Here is an 18,705-nt window from a genome sequence, read left to right as displayed (position 1 = left end):
AACCGGCATGTCATTCTGATTGACGACGCGATTGAATCCGGTGGTACGATGAAACGCCTGGTCGCTCACCTGGCAGACAACTATCACCCCGCTTCCGTTTCGGTTGCCGTACTTTTTGTGAAGCCAGGCCGTGTCGCGATCCCGGTAAAACAGTACTACGCCTATGAAATGGAAAGTGACTGTCTGCTAGTTGGCTACGGGATGCCGTGGGAGAATAAATACCGTAACCGGCCGAATGTCGCCCGACTGATAAAATAGATCCCGTCTGAGCGTTGGTTTTCTTTACCCATTAGAAAGACGCGTGGCAAAGACCTTTTGCCACGCGTCATTTAGGTTGGCTTTAGTCAGTCTCATCAAACTGCAACAACCGACCGGTATTAAGCAACACCAGCAACGTGCTCAGGTTATGCAGCACCGCCGCAATCAGCGCCCCGGCGGCACCCAGCAGGCCCATCGCCGCGGCGGCGACAATCAAAATTGTCCAACCAAGCCCGATAAACACGTTTACCTGCAGCGTGGCGCGGCATTTGCGGCTTAACCGAATCGCCGTGGGTAAACGCCTGAGATCGCCACCGGCAAGCACCACGTCTGCCGAAGCCAGTGCGATGTCAGCACCGTTTCCGCCCATCGCAATGCCGACGGCTCCCGCTTTTAATGCCAGCGCATCGTTGATACCGTCGCCCACCACCATCGGTCGCCAGCCTTCATCCACCATGTTCTGAACCTGACGCAACTTTTCTGCCGGCAGCGCTTCACCCGCAAGTTCATTAATGCCCGCCTGCTGCGCCACGCGCTCAGCAACGGACATCCGATCGCCGGTCAACAACTGCACACGGCCAATACCCAGCGATTTAAGTTCGTCAACGACCGCGGGCGCTTCGGCACGCAGCGTATCATCCAGAAGGAACCAGCCGAGGAACACGCCGTTCAGCGCCAGGCCAACGGCCGGCCCCTCATGCGCTGGCAACGGTGTCGTCTTGACGCTGTAGCGCGAAAAGAGCGCCTGTCGACCCAACAGCGCGATGCCGTCATCGGTCGTCGCCACAATCCCCACGCCCTGAATCTCTTCGACATCACGAAGTGCGTGCCCGCCGGTATCAGATAAGGTTTCGGCCAGTACCCGGCTAACCGGATGGTTACTGGTCGCCCCCAGCGCCGCCGCAAGCGCAAGCGCCTGCTCGCGAGGCATCTCGGTTACCAATAGCGCATCGACAAAACTGAGTCGGCCCTCGGTTAAGGTACCCGTTTTATCGACAATCAGCGCATCAACATCCGCCAGTTCTTCAAGAAACGCCGCGTTGCGGATCAGAATCCCGTGACGCGCGGCCACGGCAATGCCCGCCATCGCCGTGGCGGGCGCTGAGAGCACCAGCGCGCAGGGACATGCCGCCAACAGCACCGCCAGCATCGCCTGGCTGTTGTAGGTTAAAAACCAGGTGGTCGCCGCAATCAGCAGCACCAGAATAAGATAGTGACCGGCATAGCGCTCAAGCATACGGGTGATCGGCGGTTTTGCCTGCTCAGCGTCCTTCATCAGCGCGATGACTTTGCCGAGCGTCGACTGGTCGCCCGTGTGGGTCACTTCAACGCGCAGCAGGCCGTTCAGGTTAATACTGCCGGCAAAAACGTTCATACCCGTTACGGCTTCAACCGGCACCGATTCACCGGTGATGTGCCCCACGTCCAGACTGGCCTGCCCGGAAAGTATGCGCCCGTCAGCAGGGAGCCGGTCACCGGCTCTCACCTCAACCACCTCTCCCGCACGCAAATGCTGGCTATCAATCAACTCCGTCTCGCCGTCTGCCCGCACGCGTCGCGCCTGGCTATGCGTCAGTTTACTCAGCCCGGCGATCGCCTGCCGGGTTCCCATCACGCTTCGCTCTTCGAGGATATGACCGAAAATCATGATGACCGGCAGCAGCGCCGCGGTCATTAAATCCCCCAACGCCCACGCCCCCAGCATGGCCAACACCACCAGCAGGTCGGTCACGCCATGCAGGTCAGGGTGCAGCAAACTGTGCCATCCGGCACGGAAAACCGGCACCGCCACCAGCAGCCAGGCCACCCCGGCGAGAATGTCGCTAATGCCGGGCTGATCCGGCGCAATGACTCGCCAAAGCAAGCTGAGCAGCAGCAGGCCAATGGTTATCATCGTGAGCGTAAGCTGGCGCTGCATCCGCCGCTGTTCCTCGGGGGTTTGCAGATTGCCGCTAAAATGGATATGCCCGTGGCTACACTGATGACTCATGGTTGTTTCTCGCTATTGATCGGCGTGGCAGGCTGAGACGGTAGCCCCTGCAAAATCAATCGACTATCGTCACCGGGTGCGACAGTAATCACCTGTCCCGCCTGGGCCAGAATACGGGTCACTTTATCGCGCCAGATACGCTGCAACAGCCCGCCGTCCAGCCCCGCACGGCGAGCGTCGGCCAGTTGTGTAATGGTTTGGGTATCCACGTTGGCCTGCGCCAGTATTTCCTGACGGCTAGCCTCGGCCTGCTGGAGCGTGCGGTCCGCCTGCTGCTGCGCCTGTTGGGTTCGCAATGCCGCGGCGGTGCGGGCGCTGGCAACGGCCTGCTCCGCCTGCTGCCCGGCGGCCAGCACGGCGTTAAACGCGGCGACGGCATTTTCCGGCAGTGATGAGGTAATATCCACTCGTTCAATACGAATGCCCGGATCGTTGCCCCCATCGGCCAGCTTCAGCAGGCTTTGCGTCATGGCCTGTTTAAAATCGCTGCGCAGTTGGATGCGTTCCTGCGCCGCATGGCTGTCATTTTGTAAGGTCTCCGGGCGAGTGACCAGAATAGAGTCGAGATCGCGCCCCACGCAAACCACTGCTGCCGCCCGCTCCGTCAAACGGTCGATCAGCGGGTCAATATGCGGTTGCTGTAGCGCAAACTGTACCGGCTCGCTCACGCGCCAGAACACCCGCACATTAAGCTGCACCACGCCCGCATCGCCGGTTAACAGATAGCCAGCCCCCGCCCCAGCGTCGTTGTCACGATCCCAACTGTTAATCTGGCTCAGCTGCTGCTCGCGCTTTAATGCCAGCACGTCGCGTTCCAGTATGCGCTCTGCGCCCGGTACCCGTTCTACGCGTTCAATGGGATACGGCCACGCAAACAGCAACCCGGCACCTTCAACCCGAACGGGCTTGCCGAAGCGATAGACAATCGCTCTGCTGTCAGGCGCAATCTGGTAAATACTGGAAAACAGCCACGCGCAGGCCGCCATTATCGCCGCCGCGTAAAGGGTGAAAAAAGCTATCCGGTACGACTGCCCCCAGGGCGTCGCCTTTGGCGATTCGCGCATCATGGTTTGGCGCTCTCTTGTAACCGATCCGGCCCTTGTACCAGCGCCTTAAACGGTTCTGCGTCGGTACGCAGCACCAGCCGTGTGTTGCTATTCACGATGGTGCTCAGCGTATCCAGTGAACGCAGCAGGCTATACAGCTGCGGGTCGCTGGCCCAGGCTTTACCATAAATAGATGCCGCGTCGCGTTGCGCATTGGCCACAATCGTCGCCGCTTTTACCGAGGCGTCCGCTTCCACAATACGCCCATCGCGATCCGCCTGAGAATGAATCTCCGCCGCCAGACGCTTCCCTTCCGCCGTCCGCTCAGCGGCGATGGTTTCACGTTCAGCACGCATGCGATCGACGGTAGCGTTTAGGGTGACCGCCGGAAGCGTCAGCCGCTCGATCCCGGTCTGAATCACCTCAATGCCATAGCTGTTGAGCAGTTGGCTTTTCAGCTGCGCTTGCAACCCCTGCTCGAGCTGGTCAATTTTGACCTTGTTACGATCTACGTTGACGATATCCGCCAGCGCGTAGTTACTGGTGGTGGTTTCCAGCGCGGAACCAATAAAAGTCCGTATCTGACGCGCCGCTTCATCCGGCTGATTCTGCACGGCGCGAATAAAGCGCAGCACATTGTTATCATCCGGCTTCACCTTCCAGATAACCCACGCCTGCACCAGTACGCGCAGCCCGTCCCGGGTTCCCACATCCTGCAAACCGCTGGAGGTCGAGCGCACACGCAGGTCGACGTTAATCGGCGTTTCAAACGGTGCCGGTAGACGCCATGCCAGACCCGGCGACAGCAGCACACGCTCCGGGTTACCAAAACGCGTAACAACCGTCGCACTGCCGGCGCTCACGTTGAGCAGACAGGCCGTCAGGACGGCAAGCGTCAACAAAAAGGCCGCAATACCGAGGCGCAGCGCCCGCTTATGCCGCAGCGGCTGGGGCGACGGCATCTGGCGCACGCCAATTTTTTCCGTCGGTTGCGGAGGAACGATTGAATGGATCTTCATGGTTTGCTGGCCTTCTGTGGTGCGGTGCTATCCGTAAGCGCGGGGTACTGGCGCATATCGAGGACGGGTTCATTCGTGCCCTGGAGATGGCTATCCAGGATTAATAACGGCGTGTGCGCCAGCGTCTGGCTAAGAATGTGGTAACGACGCTCAAGAATAAAGGCCTGACCGGCCTGCTGCCAGGACTGGCTATCCGCGGCAAACTGCACCGCAGCGGCCCGGGCGCGCGACAGGTTTTCTGCGGCAAAGGCCTCGGCACCATTCTCGCGGGTTTGCGCATTTTGGCGGGCGTTGATGGTCACCGTAGCCGCATAACCCCGTTCACGGGCTACTCGTGCGCTGGCGGCAATTTGCGCCGCCTGAACGCCGTGATAGGCATCAGCGGCCCCCGCTGGCGGATGAATAGCTTCAATACGGGTAGAGAGCAACTCGACACCGGTATGCAGCGCCGTTAAACGCTGCTGAATTTGCTGATTAAGCGCGGTCGCCAGGCTTGCACGTTGCTCATTAAGCAGTTCATCGAGCTGCTTACTGGCAAACTCCGCCACCAGCACCTGGCGGGCAATGCTGCGCACCAGCACCGGGAGATCCTCCGCCTGATACTGGCTGTTTAACGCATCCTGATTGCCCAACCCTACGCGCCAGATAAGACGAATATCCATATTCACTATCTGAAAACTCTGGTTATCTGCCGCCTGGCTGGCGATCACCTGGGATTGATCGGTCAGGTGGCTGCTGTCCCATAGACGCCAGCTGTTTTGTGGTGCCGGGCCTTCTGCGGTATCGGGCTCTGCTCTGCTTGCCTGCTGCTCGGGTTCGTCGCTCAGCCGCAGTTCGTGTACCGCGCCGAATTCCACGGCGCGCACCCGACCAAACGGCCAGGGCAATCCGGCATGCAGCCCTGGCGAAAGCACCGCCATCGGTCGGCCAAAGCGTTCGTAAATCCCCCGCTGATGCAGCGGCACCTGCGTCAGACCGCTCAATAACCAGCCGACAATGGCCAGACCGAGCACAACCGGTAGCAAGGTTTTCCCCATCAGGCGAAAGGCCTGAACCTGGCGAAGATCGATACCGAAACGTTGCTCAAGGGTATTCAGCACCAGAGTCAGGGGCCGCAGCGGCCAACGATACTGGGCGGCAAACAGACTACGGGTCAGAAACCGCGGAGCAAGGTCTGCTGAAAGCGGCGACGCCATCACCATTATCGTGCGCAGTAAATACTCCAGCGCCACCAGCAGAATCATCAAACAGCCCAGCTTGATAAGCCACAGCGTCAGCGTCGGCGAATAGGTGACCAGGAGCAGCGCAGCAGCAAGCAAAACCAGCAGGCTGAGCATCATCCGCGCCAGCCCGACATACTCCTGCTGATAGCGCCAGTGACGCAGCACTTTAAAGCTAATCGTGCGCTCAATCACCAGCAGGCCAAAGCTTAATGCCAGCAGCACGCCGGGAATGACGCGGCTGATTGCCATATCGGCTTCGCTGGCGGGACTGCGGTCGGCAAGGCCCGCGATAGCAAACGCCATCGCCAGCAGCGACAGCACGGCGGGCATCGCCAGATTTTGCTGGAAATAGGTCCACCAGGTCTGGAGTGCTGGCGGTATCGGCAACCACTTGTTTGCCACCGTCGCGGGTTCACCCTCCGGCGTAGGTGGTGGCGGGTTTTCAAAACGAATAGCGTTATCAACGAAAGCTAGTGCGACCAGCACCACCGCCAGCAGCAGGCGAAACGCGGGCAACCAGATGCCCGTGCCGGCAATCATCGAGAGAAAGGCGTAGATCAAACCGACCAGCATCAGCAGGCCAGCGAGAGAGATTTTGATGATGGTAAGACGCAGAAGCAGGCGGCTACGTTGAGCGCCCTTCGGCAATAATGGTGGTAATGACACCCTGATGCTCCCAATGGGCTCGCCTGACCGGCTGCAACACATAAGGTAATAGCAGGAATGGCAAACCGACGCGAATTTTTGCGTTACGATATAACATCATGGCAATATACAAAACAGAATATAATTAGCCGTCGGAATCATTTTGGTATCAATATGTAACCGGATGTTCCGTACGGCTTTTCGCGTCTGAATTCGCAGGCCCTACCCGCGCTTTCCCTTCATCACCATCACAAAACACAGCAGCGTGAACGCCATCATAATCCACGCCATCGCCCACGGTGTGCCGTCGCTAAAGAAAGACAACAGAAGGGAAGAGACAATCCCGCTGCCGTACTGTAATGAGCCAATCAGCGCTGAGGCGGAGCCCACCATATTTCCGGGTACGGTATCCAACGCCGCGGCGGTAGAAGCAGCGGCAACAATGCCGTTCATCGAGAAGAAGATAAAGATGGTCAGCACCATCATCAGCATCCCACCGAGGTGCATTTTCACCGACAGCGCCAGCACAACGGTCGCCAGCGCGGCCACGCAGGACGCTATGCGCAGCAAAGTATGCAGCGGGTGACGCTGCACCAGACGGCGGTTCACCGAGCTCAGCGCCATCACGCCGACAATATTCACCGCAAACAGCCAACCGTAATGCTGCGGGTCAACGTGGTAGTAGCGGATATACACAAACGGAGAACCGGCAATAAAGGCGTACGCCGCCACGTAGAAAAAGCTCACGCACAGGGTGTAACGCATAAATTCGCGGTTTTTTAGCAGCGTACCGTAATTGCCAAAGGCGCTGCTGATTGGCGTCGTCAGCCGCTTTTCCACAGGCAGCGTTTCCGGCAGCCACCAGAGGGCAATAAACATCGCCGCCCCCATCACCACCAGCAGCCAGAACACCATTCGCCAGGAGGCAACGGTAACAATCTGACCGCCCAACAGCGGGCCGATAACCGGCGCAATGGCGCTGATAATCACCAGCGTTGAAAGCATCTGTGCGGCGCGTGTACGCGCATAAAGGTCGCGAATCATCGCGCGCGCCAGCATCGGCCCGGTACAGGCACCAAACGCCTGGAACACGCGCCAAAACACAATCTGCGGCATATCACTCGACAGCGCACAGCCCGCAGAGCCAATCACAAACAGGACCATCCCGATAAACAGCGGAATGCGACGCCCGATACGGTCGCTTATCGGCCCCCAGACCAGCTGAGCAAAGGAGAAACCAATCAAAAAACCGGTAATCGTCAACTCGACATTATCCTGAAGCTGCGCGGCCATCATTGGCATCGCAGGCAGATAAATGTCAGTAGAAAGAGAAGTAAACGCCATCAGCGCGCCAAGAATGACGATGAAAAAGACGCCGGAAGTGGCAGCACGTTTATTCGGTGCGGAATGTTCTGTTCGACTCATAATATCCTGGAAAAAGAAGAAACCGGCAGTGTGTCGCTGCCGGTGTTCGACGAGGGCTAAAGTATGGAGATACGCACCAAATAAAGCGTCAAACGCCCTCAGCGTTACGCTTAAGCGGACGGTATCTCATCAAGAAATTGCGCCAGCACCGCATTAGCGTTTGCGGCCATATCCGGGGCACATTTTGCCGCCAGCACCGCAATAAATGCGTGGAATTGTTCCGGGCTGATGCCGTTATGCTGGCTGATAGCAAAGTGGCTTTTGAGTTGGCTTTCCGCACCGGGAATAGCAGCCAGCGCGGAAATGGTTGCCAGTTCTCGCGTCTGCCAGTCCAGCACGTCGCGCTGGAAAATATCACCGAACAGATGCGTTTTCAGGTAGGTATCGATAGCAGGAGCAAAATCGAACAGCGGCCCGCTGACGGCTCTTCCCACCAGCGCAGTCTGCGTATCGCGCCCAGCAGTCAGGCTATCCCACCCCGCTTCGGCCGGGGTGGCTTCCTTCCCTGCCTCATCCACAATCCCTTGCGCCTGTCGGGTATTCATCACCGACATAAAACAGCCAAGGCCATTCAGGCTGCGCGGGAAACCGCAGTAGGCGTAAAGCTGAACCAGTACTTCTTTGATTTCATTGACTGTCAGACCGGCATCGAGACCTTCGTGAAGCGCGGTGGTGAGTCGGCCCATATCGCCGCAGGCGGTCAGGGCCGCAATCGGGATTATCGCCTGCTGGCGGGTATTCAGTGGGTTTTGCATCGTGGCATCTCCGAAGGGAGCCCTGAGGCTCCCGTATAAACGAGTAAATGGGAAAAGTATAGGGCGTTGGTATTAGGTTGATTAGGGCGTAAATTCAGAACTGACCTATGAATCAAGTTCATTAATACCTTCACTTTTTCATGCTGCCTTTCCTTGTGTTATGCCGCACGCAGCTCGGCGGCAAACCGTGTCTGGAACTCGCTCAGTTTGTCTTTATTACGCGCCGCCACCTCATAGAACGCCAGCGGTTGACGGTAGCGCATGCCCACGTAGCGGGCGCTGGCTTTCATTGGCGTCAGAACCTCTTCCATCGTGCTGTTGAGTAGCCCATCGTGGGAGTACGTGAACTCACTCGCTCCCGCCGTGGTCACGATTTGCAGCTGTTTATCTTTAAGTGCCTCACCGCCGGGGCCAAACGCCCAGCCGTAGGTCCAGACCGCATTCAGGTACGCTTTGAGCATCGGGGTCAGGTTGAACCAGTGCGTGGGATAGAGAAATACCACCCGATCGGCGTTGGCATACGCTGCTTGTTCTGCCGCGACGTCGATGGCATCCGGGGAGTCGCCATACAACGTTTCCAGATTACGTACCGTGACGTTTTCCGCTGCTTCGGCGGTTTCCTGCAGGGCGTGAATCGCCCGGGACTGAGAGAAATAGGGATGTGAAACAATCACCAGCGTTTTCATGTATCGATAACCTTGTCGTGTTTATTGCGAATGACAAGCAGTATGCGACGAGAGATTGATAACTTTAATAGCGCCTATAGTTGATACACTTTCAACTCAAGGTTAATAATAAAAGTTTTTTACCCGAGGCCGGAGTTGCATATGGATCTCTCACAGCGCGTGCGCGCCATTACCTCTTTTATCGATGCCGCCGATGCGGGCAGCTTTGCCGCCGCCGCAAGACTTCAGGGGGTGAGCGCTGCCGCTATCAGTAAAAACATCGCCGGGCTGGAGCAGGCGCTCGGGGTACGTCTGATGAACCGTACCACCCGAAAGCTCAGTCTGACCGAAGAAGGCACGCTCTTCCTCCAGCAGGCGCGAATCGCCGTAGAAGCGCTGAATACCGCAGTAGATACGGTGGTTGCCGGGAAAATGGAGACGCGGGGCCACGTGCGTATCTCCACCAGCGCCGCTTTTGGCCGTGAGCAACTATTGCCCGCCCTTCCCGGGCTTCGCCAGCGCTATCCTGGCCTTTCCGTTGAAGTTGATTTCGACGATCGGGTGACGGATATTGTCCGCGACGGTTACGACCTGGCCATCCGCGGCGGGCGTATCGTCGATTCGTCGCTGATTTCCCGTCCGGTGTGCCTGCTGAATATGGTGCTGGTGGCCTCACCGGCATACCTTGCTGAATATGGCGTTCCGACCACGCCCGAAGCGCTTAAACACCATCATCTGATTGCCCGCCGTTTTCTCGGCGGCAAAGTGTCCCCCTGGAACTTCCACGGACCCGACGGCAGCCTGATAACCCTCGAACCGGACGCCGCCGTTGTCACGTTGTCCGCCCCGGAAGCGCAGCTTCAGGCCGCCCTGCTGGGGCTTGGTATCGCGCAGGTCGGTGTACATCATGCGCTCTCGCATCTGCAAAGCGGGCAGCTAAAAACGCTGCTTTTTGGCCAGCACGATACCGGCAGCTACGAAATGGTGATTCAGTATCCGCATCGGGCGCTGGTGGCGCCGCGGGTTAAGGCGACCGTTGAATACCTGCTGGAAACCTTTCGTCAGGACAGTAGGTTGCATTTCCCCGTTGCCAGACTGGCAGAGTTTGTAGCATAGTTCAGGGACCATGCATTCATCACACAAATAATGCATTTCATGCCGTATTTTCGGCATTTCATGCCCATTTTCAGGCCGTTAATGCCGGGAACCGCCGTCGAGCGACAAAAAGACCTACAGTAGCGTTTATTTGCAGGTGTACCCTATGCCGAAGTCTCTGTTTCATCGCGAAAACCTGTTATCCGGTTTTCAGTGGTTCTTCTTTATTTTCTGCAATACCGTGGTGGTGCCGCCGACGCTAGTCTCCGCCTTCCATCTGCCGGACAGCAGCCTGCTAATGTTGACGCAGTATGCGTTTCTCAGCACCGCCGTGGCCTGCCTGCTACAGGTGTTTTTCGGCCATCGCCGCGCCATTATGGAAGGCCCGACCGGCTTGTGGTGGGGAACGATTCTGACCATTACTCTTGCGGAAGCCTCACGCGGTACTCCGCTTAATGACATCGCCAGCAGCCTGGCCGTCGGTATCGCGATTTCTGCCGTGCTGACCATCCTTATTGGCGTCAGCGGGCTTGGCAACCGTCTGGCTCGCCTGTTTACCCCAACGGTAATGGTCGCGTTTATGCTGCTGCTGGGCGCGCAGCTTACCGCCATCTTCTTTAAGGGCATGTTGGGACTGCCGTTTGGCATCGCTAAATCTGACGTCAGCCTTCAACTTGCGCCGTTCGGCGTTTCCGCCGCGGTAATGTTCTTCGTGATTGGCCTGATTGTCTTTCTGCCTCAGCGCATTTCCCGCTATGCGCTGTTGATTGGCACAGTAGTTGGCTGGCTCGTCTGGCGCCTGTGCTTTGGCGCATCAACGGTCGCCTTTGGCGAACTGCATTGGCAGCTGTTCCCCTTAGGCAGCCACGGTACGCTCTCGCCGGGGATTATCCTCACGGCGGTCATGACCGGGTTGGTCAACATCAGTAATACCTACGGTGCCATCCGTGGCACCGATGTGTTCTACCCGCAAAGTCCAGCAACCGGCGTCCATTACCGCCGGAGTTTTGTGGTCTCCGGAGTCATTACGCTCATCACCGTCCCGCTGGCGGTGATCCCGTTTTCACCTTTTGTCTCTTCTGTGGGTTTATTAACCCAGACCGGCGATAGCTCCCGAAGGTCATTTTTCTACGGTTCGCTGCTGTTTCTGCTGGTGGCGATTATCACCCCGCTCTCGCGCTTCTTCTGCGCCATCCCATTAGGGGTCAGTAGTGCAGTCATGCTGGTTTCTTATCTGCCGTTACTTTATTCCAGCCTGGTATTCAGCCAGCAGGTGAAGTTCACTTCACGCAATATTTATCGTCTGGCACTCCCGTTATTTATAGGGTTATTTTTAATGGCGCTGCCTCCCATGTATTTACAGGATGTTCCACTGACTATTCGCCCGTTGTTAAGTAATGGCTTATTGATGGGAATTTTGCTGTCCGTATTGTTAGATAATATTATTCCTTGGGACCGTTTTAAATAATTCCCATTTCGCTTCCTGTGCCGTGGGGAGCATGCCCTTCCGCTTCCCACGCTGACCGCTTTACATACCCTCATAATGTGCTATTAATAACGGTGTTGTCTGGCAAGAGAATAATACAACACCCCTTCACGCAAGCGTTTCCTGTTGCATAAGAGAGAACGGTAAGAAGCTTTTTATCCCTTCCATAAAGATGTGAATAAAGTGTTTCTTTACGTAACCAAATAATAGGCAAATCGTAATGAAAAAACGTATTGATAGCGATAAAATAACAAAAACATTTCTCGAATATACCTTAATCAACACCACTTCCGTCCCAACCAGTCAGAATTTACCGAGCAGTGAGAATCAATTTAAACTCGCCCAACACGTTGTCAGTCAATTTGCCCACCATGCCGGTGTCTCCGTTGAGATAAAAGACAACGCTATCACTACGATTACCCTTCCCGCGAATATTTCCAACGCCCCGTCAATAGTATTCTTTGGCCACCTCGACACCGCGCCGGACCACACCGGTGATACCCATGCGGTGCGCGTAAACCATTACGACGGCAAAGCCATTGTGCTGCCGGGAAGCGGCGAGGTGTTCTCCCCGGAAAACCACCCGGAGCTGCTGGACTACGTTGGCCAGGATCTCATTACCACCGACGGCACCAGCCTGTTAGGTGCCGATGATAAAGCAGCCATCGCCGCAGGAGCCGAAGCGCTGCAATATCTGATTGCTCACCCGGAAGTGCCGCACGGCGATATCCGCCTGGTACTGTTGCCGGACGAAGAGATTGGCATTCGCGGGGCGAAAGCGCTGGATGTAGCTGAGCTAAACGCCGACTTCGGTATTTGCCTCGACTGCTGCGGCGTGGGCGAGTACGTTGTTGAAAACTGGTATGCCGGCAGCGCGCAGATCACGGTGAAAGGCACGACGGCCCACCCAATGAGCGCCAAAGGCAAGCTGGTTAACGCGCTGTGCATCGCCACCGAGGTGATTACCGCCCTGCCGCCAAAAGAGCGCCCGGAGCACACTGAAGGTCGCGAAGGTTACTACTGGCCACACAAGCTAAGCGGTGATACCGCCAGCGCGACGCTGGATATTGCCATCCGTGATTTTGAAATCGACGGCTATCAGCAACGTAAAGCCACGCTGCAAGCGATTGTCGCCGACCTCAAGCAGCGCTGGGGCGAAGAACGTGTCTCCATCACGCTGAATGATATTTACGACAACGTGAAGCCAAGCCTCGACCGGTCGCCGGAAATTCTCGAGAACGTGAAACGGGCAATGCATAACCTCGGCATTACGCCAAAACCGCTGATTATGCGCGGCGGATACGATGGCAGCGTGATTACGCCAAAAGGCCTACCAACCATCAATATCTTTACCGGCGCCCACAATTTCCACTCCACCAAAGAGTTTTTACCCGTTGAATCTCTGCGTCTGGCAAGCGAGATGCTGCTGGAGATGGTTGAACTGAGCATCAGTGAGGCTCGCGCGTGAAAAAATGGACCATTGAATTTGTACTCTACGCCGTCTACATGGTGTTTGGCGCAGCATGGGCCACTACCGGCTCGGTGATGCCGCAGATCATGCATGACTTCAACGTCGACGTGTCGCACGCGGCGCTGATGTCGAACGTGATTCTGTGGGCCAAAATCGTGGGCGCCGTGTGCACCGCGGTGCTGGTTGCCCGCATGGGCACCCGCAGGTCATATCTGCTGGGCTGCGTGATGATTGGGGTATCGGTATTTATTCCGTTTATTGATAACTTCACGCTACTGCTGATTATACGCTTCCTCGGCGGCCTCGGCGGTGCGGTATGTCTGGTCTCCCTGGTGCCGACGGTGGCCCGCTTCTTTGATAACAAGATGGCCGCCACGCTTAACAGCATCAACTGTACCTCGAACATCATCGGCACCATTATTGCGCTGACCCTGGCAGGCTACCTGTCTACGCTGTTTGGCGGCTGGCGCAATCTGCTGGCAGGCTATGGCGTTATCACGCTGCTGCTGGGCGTGGTATGGATGCTGTGCTTTACCGACGAAGAGCGCAGTGAGGAAAATGCCGCGAGCCAGAGCCGCAAAAGTAAAATGGCGGTGCTGAAAGAGGCCATTTTCAGCCGTATCGTGTGGGGGATGATTGCGCAGTACGCCGGTGCAATGATCATGATGGTCTTTATGTTCACCTTCCTGCCGCTCTACTACGCCAAATACGCGCATCTACCGGCGGATTCGCACGCGCATCTTAGCGGAACGGTAAACCAGGTGGGGATCATGCTGGGCGCACTGGTGGGGCCTTACTTTAAGAACCGTGGCTATCACTATAAAAACTGGCTGTTTATCTCCAGTATTTTTATGGCGGTCACCACCTTTGCCATGCTATTTGCCACCAACGACATCGTGATTCTGGTCTGTTCGTTCCTGACCGGCGGTATCTTCGCAACCTGGTTTGCGTTTATCTTCTCGATTCCTAAAGAGGGGCTCAAAAACGCCACCACGCAGACCGTCACCTATGCCATGTCAACCTTCTGGGTCTGCACCTTCCTGCTGGCAACCATCAACAGCCAGCTTATCGGCTGGTCGGTTGACCTGACGGGCGGCTTTAGCGTGGGCTTTACCTACGTCTTCGCCCTGATGGTGGTTTCTCCGATTGTGGCGCTGCTGGTCTTTCCTAAAAAAGCACGTTAATCAGAAACAACAACGGGCACGTGTTGTGCCCGCTTACCATGAAAAACGGGCCACCCGGCCCGTTAACGATTAATACACTTCAACTACCTGCTGCTTTGCGCTTTCTGCCTGTGTTCGGTAGTACTCATACCGCGCACAGAACCATATTCTCTGCTGCTCGTTCATATTGCCGGTTACCGCGCAAATATCGACAGGGCGGCCTCGCGACTGCATTTGGGCAAAACTGCGGGCCAAGAAATCAAAACTCATTAACGTTTGTTGATCCTGTTGTTGCATTGCATATCCCTCCGGTCTGATACTCGTTTTCAAGGCTATATGCTCTACTGTTTCCAGTATTCGCCTGTTATCAGTTACTTTTTGAACACTGCGTGCGCATTCCTGTTGCGCGCCGTCACACTTCAGCCATCTCTCTCTTTTTTCATCACGAGCGGATCGTGCTGAATACGCGTGCGGGTCCAGATGCGGGTACATCAATCAACATTTTTGCAATATACTGAGACAATTGTAGAACAGAGTGAGCACAGGTGAGCGATGGAAATTGATCTCGATAATCTGGTCTTTGACGGACTGGAAGAAGCACAAGAGCGTAACGCGGAGCGTCTTGATGATGCAGACAAGAAAGCGCAGGCGATTGTTGCCGACGATGATTGCGGCGATGCCTGCAAAATCTAATGAAAAACCGGCCTGATGGTCGGTTTTTTTATGTTCGTCGGGAGCCTGTCCCGGCGTCGCTGCGCTCGGCCGGGCTACAACTGACTTTAAAATGTGACAGCGTCACTTATTATCAACTTCTTTCGTCAGCGCCAGCAGATTTGTAATCACCGCCATACGCTCGCGCTTTCGATGCAGTAACCACAATACCGAGGCAATCTCCTCCCCGGCTATATCCCGGTAACAGATGCCCGGCAGACTCACCGTCTGCGACAATATTGCCGGAACAACCGCCACGCCGTTACCCAGTAAAACCTGCGCCAGCACTTCGGTCAGACTTCCCGCCCTTTGCGTGCGCTCCAGAGTGAAACCACCGCGTCGCGCCACCTCCAGCGTTCCGGAGCGCTGCTCAGGCAAAATAAACGTTTGCTGACTCAGACTCTCCGGGCGAATCGCCTCATGCACGGCAGACAGCGGGTGGTTATCGCTTAACGCCAGACAGAAATAGTCATGATGCAATACCCGGTGCGCCACTTCCGCGGGTAGCGCTATCGGGCCACGGACCAGCGCCACGTCGAGCTTTCCCGCAACCAGCAGTGACGCCATGCCCTCCATCGCAATTTCACTGACGGTCACGGTGACATCGGGATAACGCTTACGATAACGGGTAAACAGCGTGCCGAGTACGCCAGACATCAGCGTCGATGACACGTATCCAACGCGTAGATACCCCTGCTCGCCCCGCGCCACGCTCTGTACCCTCGCCTTTGCCTGCTCGGCCTGGCGGATTGTGGCTTCTGCTTCATCGCGAAGCATTTCCCCCGCCTGCGTAAGCGCTACACGTCGCTGAGTGCGCACAAACAGCGGCGTACCCAGTTCTCGTTCTAATTGGGCTATCTGCACGGAGAGCGTCGGCACAGCTATATCCAGCGTCTGCGCCGCCGCGCCAAAATGCAGGGTATTCGCGACTTCAAGAAAATAACGGAGATGCCGAAGCTCCATGACGGCTCCTGATTGTTAGGTTTTATCTAATAATAAACTCAGGATAAAGAATTGAACATGGGTGCCGGAACGCCGATGCTACAGGCATCTTAGAGGTTGCTGGATGAATGCCATGTGTAGCCGTTTTGCCATTTTTAGCGATGTTCACGCCAATCTACCGGCGCTCAACGCTGTGCTTGCCGATATTGACCGCCACGGTATTACCCGCATTTATTGCCTGGGTGACGTGGTCGACTTTGCCCCCTGGCCTAACGAAGTGATTGCGCTGCTGCGCGAGCGTCAGATACCGGTTTTGCGCGGTAATCACGACCAGCGCGTTGCCGGCAACGAACCCGTAACGCCGATGGCAAAGCACAGCCCCGAGGAACGTGACGCCCGCGCCGACGCCATTGCGCTAAGCAAACGGACGATCACAGCGGAAAACCGCCGCTGGCTGCGGTCACTTCCCGCGTCGATACTGCTGGAGCAACCGCTACGCATTTTGCTGGTACATGCGAGCCCACGTTCGTTGTCGGAATACCTCTACGCCGATACCCCCGCGAACACGCTGCTGGCCTTCCCGCAGCTACAAACCGTTGATGCGCTGATTTGCGGGCATACCCATTTCGCCCATATCAGAACCATTAACACGCCAGAAGGCAGGCCGCTGCTGTTCGCCAATCCCGGCGCCGTTGGGCGCATCAAACCGGGCCAACCACCGGCGAGTTGGCTATCTGGGGACATTCAGGAAGGAGCGCTCTCGCTCACCATAAAAACGGTGAATTACGATGTCCAGCAGGTTGCCAACGCCATTCGACAAAGCAACGTCCCGGATTTTTATGCCGATGAACTGACCCGGCGCATCGCGCAGTGGTAAGCGCCGTTACGCACTGAACGGCGCAGTACCGCCGCAATGGTGTGAACCCCACCGCGCACAATGCGCTGTTCTAACGGGCTTAAACGGAGATTCAGCATCTCCTGCGCCCAATCCGGCAGCAGGTCTATCCCGGCTTTCATCAAAATAGCGCCCGCGGGCTGCGCCAGCCGTCCCGGCAGCCGAGTGGTCATCAGCACGCGAGCCACCTCCTGCGTGCGCTCATCGCTTCGCAGTTGAGGTCTCATGTTCTGCAGGTAATCGGCTACCGCCTGCGGCGTTTTCGGTACGTTACGCGCGCCCAGACGCTCGGCGATACTCGCGGACTCAATAAAATATTGGGTCTGTCTTGCCGGGCTCACCACCACCCGGCGATAGCGCAGATGAGAGGCCATAAACGAGCTGCATTCAGCGATATGAACCCAGGTGAGCAAATCAGGATCGCTGGCAGCGTACGGCGTACCGTCGACGTCGACGCCGTTTATCCGCTCGTGAATAGCTTTCACTTTGGCAATCAACCGCTCAGCATCAGGTTCGGTGGCGAACGTCGTGGCGGAAATAAACTGGCTGGTGCGGCGCAGGCGGCCAAAGATATCCTCGCGAAAGGAGGAATGGTCCCACACGCCGGCCAGCGCCAGCGGATGCAGCATCTGCAAAAGTAATGCGCTGATGCCGCCGCACAGCATAGAGGTGAAGTCGCCATGCACCGGCCAGATAGCCGACTGCGGGCCAAACAGCCCCGGTTCGCCTGGTGGATGCTCAAAATCAATTTCGTTGAGCGCCATCCCCGTCAGGCCAAGCACCTGATGTTCAATGCGCTGGCGTAGCCACTCCATGCTTCATCTCCCTGCTTATTTACGCCTTGCGCGAGTTATCAAGCCAGGTATAAACCGCCGCCAGATCTTGCTCGGCCAGCCCACCCTGTGAAGCCTGCGACCACATGTCGACTATCTCGTTCATCATCGGCATGGTGCCCTGCGGCGCGTTCGCCAGCGCCAGACGCGCATCCTTCAGCGCATGCTGAAGCTGCATTTGTGGGGTGTAGTCTTCTTTGCGGATCATCTCAAGCTTGCCCTTCACATACGGCGCAGCCAGCGGCCCGCCGTCCAGCGTTTCCCACAGTTGTCCCGGCGTGAAGCCAAACTGTTTGGCTAGCTGCATGCTTTCGGCGACCCCCTGCATCATTGAGATCAGCCAGGCATTAATGACCAGCTTCATCTTCTGGCTGTTACCTGCGTCGCCGTACCACTGCGTACCGCGAGAAATGGCATCGAAGACCTGCTGGGCTGCACCCGCACGCTGTTGGTCACCGCTGGCCATCACCAGAATCTGGGCGTTTTCCGCCGGAGCTTTAGTGCCGGAAACGGGCGCATCAAGGTAGAGCATATCGGGGCGAAGTGTTTCGAGCAGCGCGATAGCGTCGGCCGTTTCCTGAATGCCGATGGTGCCCATCTGGCAGAAAGTCGCATTCTGTGGGCAGGATGGCGCAATTGCGCGGATTGCCGCCAGCGTGGCGTCTCCGTCGGTGAGCATGGCGATAATCACCTGTACGTCGCTCACCGCCTGCGCGGCAGTTTCACGCTGAACCAGCCCTTCTGAGACCAGGTCATCGCCGCGTCCCGGCGTGCGGTTCCAGCCGTATACCGTGAAGCTTTTTTTCAGCAGGTTGGCGGCAAATGCGTGCCCCATTGCGCCTAAACCCAGTATCGCTACCGCGGGCAGTGCGTTCATGTATCTCTCCTCAGATGGTCGGCCTTTTTGGTAGCGTGATGATTATTCGGCAGAAAAGCAACTGGTTAATGGTTTAGGTTGTTGAGCTTTGGATCTTGTGCGTAAATTCGCGGGACAGAATCACGTATGCCAGTCTGGCAAAGGGTTCCGTTCACTTTACGTCAGGTGAAATATGAAGTCCCCTCACCGGTGAACGGGCCAAGGGG

18 protein-coding genes are annotated in these 18,705 nt (G+C 56.8%); 7 read left to right on the top strand and 11 right to left on the bottom strand.

Annotated features, from left to right (window positions below; genetic code table 11):
- Positions 1-258, top strand: a 258-nt coding sequence (locus GKAS_RS17485; RefSeq protein WP_035896171.1) for a phosphoribosyltransferase family protein, incomplete at its 5' end; no start/stop codon positions are given.
- 82 nt (positions 259-340) lie between these two features.
- On the opposite strand, the gene GKAS_RS17480 is transcribed toward GKAS_RS17485, so the two are convergent.
- From GKAS_RS17480 to GKAS_RS17450, 7 genes are all read right to left on the bottom strand, one after another.
- Entirely contained in the window at positions 341-2,248 is a 1,908-nt protein-coding gene (locus tag GKAS_RS17480) for a heavy metal translocating P-type ATPase (protein ID WP_035896170.1), read from the bottom strand.
- Positions 2,245-3,315: a protease modulator HflK gene (gene hflK / locus GKAS_RS17475; RefSeq protein WP_156105157.1), complete on the bottom strand. Its 1,071-nt coding sequence runs from the start codon at positions 3,313-3,315 to the stop codon at positions 2,245-2,247. The genes GKAS_RS17480 and hflK (GKAS_RS17475) overlap by 4 nt, the downstream gene beginning before the upstream one ends.
- Complete coding sequence (gene hflC / locus GKAS_RS17470) at positions 3,312-4,313, bottom strand: protease modulator HflC (RefSeq protein ID WP_035896167.1); 1,002 nt, start codon at positions 4,311-4,313, stop codon at positions 3,312-3,314. The genes hflK (GKAS_RS17475) and hflC overlap by 4 nt, the downstream gene beginning before the upstream one ends.
- Positions 4,310-6,202, bottom strand: coding sequence for a protease modulator HflK (hflK, locus tag GKAS_RS17465; protein ID WP_167540423.1), 1,893 nt, complete (start codon positions 6,200-6,202; stop codon positions 4,310-4,312). Before hflK (GKAS_RS17465) ends, hflC begins: the two co-directional genes overlap by 4 nt.
- A gap of 201 nt (positions 6,203-6,403) precedes the next feature.
- Complete coding sequence (locus GKAS_RS17460) at positions 6,404-7,606, bottom strand: multidrug effflux MFS transporter (RefSeq protein WP_051910790.1); 1,203 nt, start codon at positions 7,604-7,606, stop codon at positions 6,404-6,406.
- 110 nt (positions 7,607-7,716) lie between these two features.
- On the bottom strand, positions 7,717-8,421 hold the full coding sequence (locus GKAS_RS17455; protein ID WP_258557132.1) for a carboxymuconolactone decarboxylase family protein: 705 nt from the start codon (positions 8,419-8,421) through the stop codon (positions 7,717-7,719).
- Between the two features lie 98 nt (positions 8,422-8,519).
- The gene (locus GKAS_RS17450; RefSeq protein ID WP_035896163.1) at positions 8,520-9,047 is read right to left on the bottom strand and encodes an NAD(P)H-dependent oxidoreductase; all 528 of its coding nucleotides are present in this window, start codon (positions 9,045-9,047) and stop codon (positions 8,520-8,522) included.
- Between the two features lie 141 nt (positions 9,048-9,188).
- On the opposite strand from GKAS_RS17450, the gene GKAS_RS17445 reads away from it, so the two are divergent.
- The 4 genes from GKAS_RS17445 to GKAS_RS17430 all read left to right on the top strand — a co-directional run bounded on the left by GKAS_RS17445 (position 9,189) and on the right by GKAS_RS17430 (position 14,262).
- Entirely contained in the window at positions 9,189-10,142 is a 954-nt protein-coding gene (locus GKAS_RS17445) for a LysR family transcriptional regulator (RefSeq protein WP_035896161.1), read from the top strand.
- Between the two features lie 145 nt (positions 10,143-10,287).
- A complete protein-coding gene (locus GKAS_RS17440) occupies positions 10,288-11,589 on the top strand; it encodes a uracil/xanthine transporter (RefSeq protein WP_035896160.1) in 1,302 nt (433 codons plus the stop codon).
- Between the two features lie 238 nt (positions 11,590-11,827).
- Entirely contained in the window at positions 11,828-13,075 is a 1,248-nt protein-coding gene (gene pepT / locus GKAS_RS17435; protein ID WP_051910789.1) for a peptidase T, read from the top strand.
- Entirely contained in the window at positions 13,072-14,262 is a 1,191-nt protein-coding gene (locus GKAS_RS17430; protein ID WP_035896159.1) for an MFS transporter, read from the top strand. The genes pepT and GKAS_RS17430 overlap by 4 nt, the downstream gene beginning before the upstream one ends.
- A 69-nt stretch (positions 14,263-14,331) precedes the next feature.
- On the opposite strand, the gene GKAS_RS17425 is transcribed toward GKAS_RS17430, so the two are convergent.
- Complete coding sequence (locus tag GKAS_RS17425; protein WP_035896157.1) at positions 14,332-14,538, bottom strand: hypothetical protein; 207 nt, start codon at positions 14,536-14,538, stop codon at positions 14,332-14,334.
- A 255-nt stretch (positions 14,539-14,793) separates the two neighbouring features.
- Between GKAS_RS17425 and GKAS_RS24905 the strand changes: the two genes are divergently transcribed.
- On the top strand, positions 14,794-14,934 hold the full coding sequence (locus GKAS_RS24905) for a hypothetical protein (protein ID WP_112205122.1): 141 nt from the start codon (positions 14,794-14,796) through the stop codon (positions 14,932-14,934).
- Between the two features lie 102 nt (positions 14,935-15,036).
- Here the strand turns inward: GKAS_RS24905 and GKAS_RS17420 are convergent, their stop codons facing one another.
- Positions 15,037-15,915 (bottom strand): LysR family transcriptional regulator, encoded by an 879-nt coding sequence (locus GKAS_RS17420; protein WP_035896156.1) that lies wholly within the window; start codon positions 15,913-15,915, stop codon positions 15,037-15,039.
- A gap of 112 nt (positions 15,916-16,027) precedes the next feature.
- Here GKAS_RS17420 and GKAS_RS17415 point away from each other — a divergent pair, with 112 nt between their 5' ends.
- On the top strand, positions 16,028-16,771 hold the full coding sequence (locus GKAS_RS17415) for a metallophosphoesterase family protein (protein WP_035896154.1): 744 nt from the start codon (positions 16,028-16,030) through the stop codon (positions 16,769-16,771).
- On the opposite strand, the gene GKAS_RS17410 is transcribed toward GKAS_RS17415, so the two are convergent.
- Together GKAS_RS17410 and GKAS_RS17405 are read right to left on the bottom strand one after the other, a co-directional pair.
- Positions 16,732-17,604: an oxygenase MpaB family protein gene (locus GKAS_RS17410; RefSeq protein ID WP_035896153.1), complete on the bottom strand. Its 873-nt coding sequence runs from the start codon at positions 17,602-17,604 to the stop codon at positions 16,732-16,734. The two genes, GKAS_RS17415 and GKAS_RS17410, sit on opposite strands and share 40 nt — an antisense overlap.
- 19 nt (positions 17,605-17,623) lie before the next feature.
- Positions 17,624-18,499: an NAD(P)-dependent oxidoreductase gene (locus tag GKAS_RS17405; RefSeq protein ID WP_035896151.1), complete on the bottom strand. Its 876-nt coding sequence runs from the start codon at positions 18,497-18,499 to the stop codon at positions 17,624-17,626.
- Between the last annotated feature and the right edge of the window lie 206 nt (positions 18,500-18,705).

Source organism: Kluyvera ascorbata ATCC 33433 (assembly GCF_000735365.1).
GTDB lineage: Bacteria > Pseudomonadota > Gammaproteobacteria > Enterobacterales > Enterobacteriaceae > Kluyvera > Kluyvera ascorbata.
Note: the sequence above shows the minus strand (reverse complement) of the source record. Positions and strands in the feature narration are given on the sequence as shown.

Coding starts and splice junctions, on each gene's coding strand:
- GKAS_RS17480 (WP_035896170.1), bottom strand. CDS start 2,248: ATGAGTCATCAGTGTAGCCACGGGCATATCCATTTTAGCGGCAATCTG.
- hflK (WP_156105157.1), bottom strand. CDS start 3,315: ATGATGCGCGAATCGCCAAAGGCGACGCCCTGGGGGCAGTCGTACCGG.
- hflC (WP_035896167.1), bottom strand. CDS start 4,313: ATGAAGATCCATTCAATCGTTCCTCCGCAACCGACGGAAAAAATTGGC.
- GKAS_RS17460 (WP_051910790.1), bottom strand. CDS start 7,606: ATGAGTCGAACAGAACATTCCGCACCGAATAAACGTGCTGCCACTTCC.
- GKAS_RS17450 (WP_035896163.1), bottom strand. CDS start 9,047: ATGAAAACGCTGGTGATTGTTTCACATCCCTATTTCTCTCAGTCCCGG.
- GKAS_RS17445 (WP_035896161.1), top strand. CDS start 9,189: ATGGATCTCTCACAGCGCGTGCGCGCCATTACCTCTTTTATCGATGCC.
- GKAS_RS17440 (WP_035896160.1), top strand. CDS start 10,288: ATGCCGAAGTCTCTGTTTCATCGCGAAAACCTGTTATCCGGTTTTCAG.
- pepT (WP_051910789.1), top strand. CDS start 11,828: ATGAAAAAACGTATTGATAGCGATAAAATAACAAAAACATTTCTCGAA.
- GKAS_RS17425 (WP_035896157.1), bottom strand. CDS start 14,538: ATGCAACAACAGGATCAACAAACGTTAATGAGTTTTGATTTCTTGGCC.
- GKAS_RS24905 (WP_112205122.1), top strand. CDS start 14,794: ATGGAAATTGATCTCGATAATCTGGTCTTTGACGGACTGGAAGAAGCA.
- GKAS_RS17420 (WP_035896156.1), bottom strand. CDS start 15,915: ATGGAGCTTCGGCATCTCCGTTATTTTCTTGAAGTCGCGAATACCCTG.
- GKAS_RS17415 (WP_035896154.1), top strand. CDS start 16,028: ATGTGTAGCCGTTTTGCCATTTTTAGCGATGTTCACGCCAATCTACCG.
- GKAS_RS17410 (WP_035896153.1), bottom strand. CDS start 17,604: ATGGAGTGGCTACGCCAGCGCATTGAACATCAGGTGCTTGGCCTGACG.
- GKAS_RS17405 (WP_035896151.1), bottom strand. CDS start 18,499: ATGAACGCACTGCCCGCGGTAGCGATACTGGGTTTAGGCGCAATGGGG.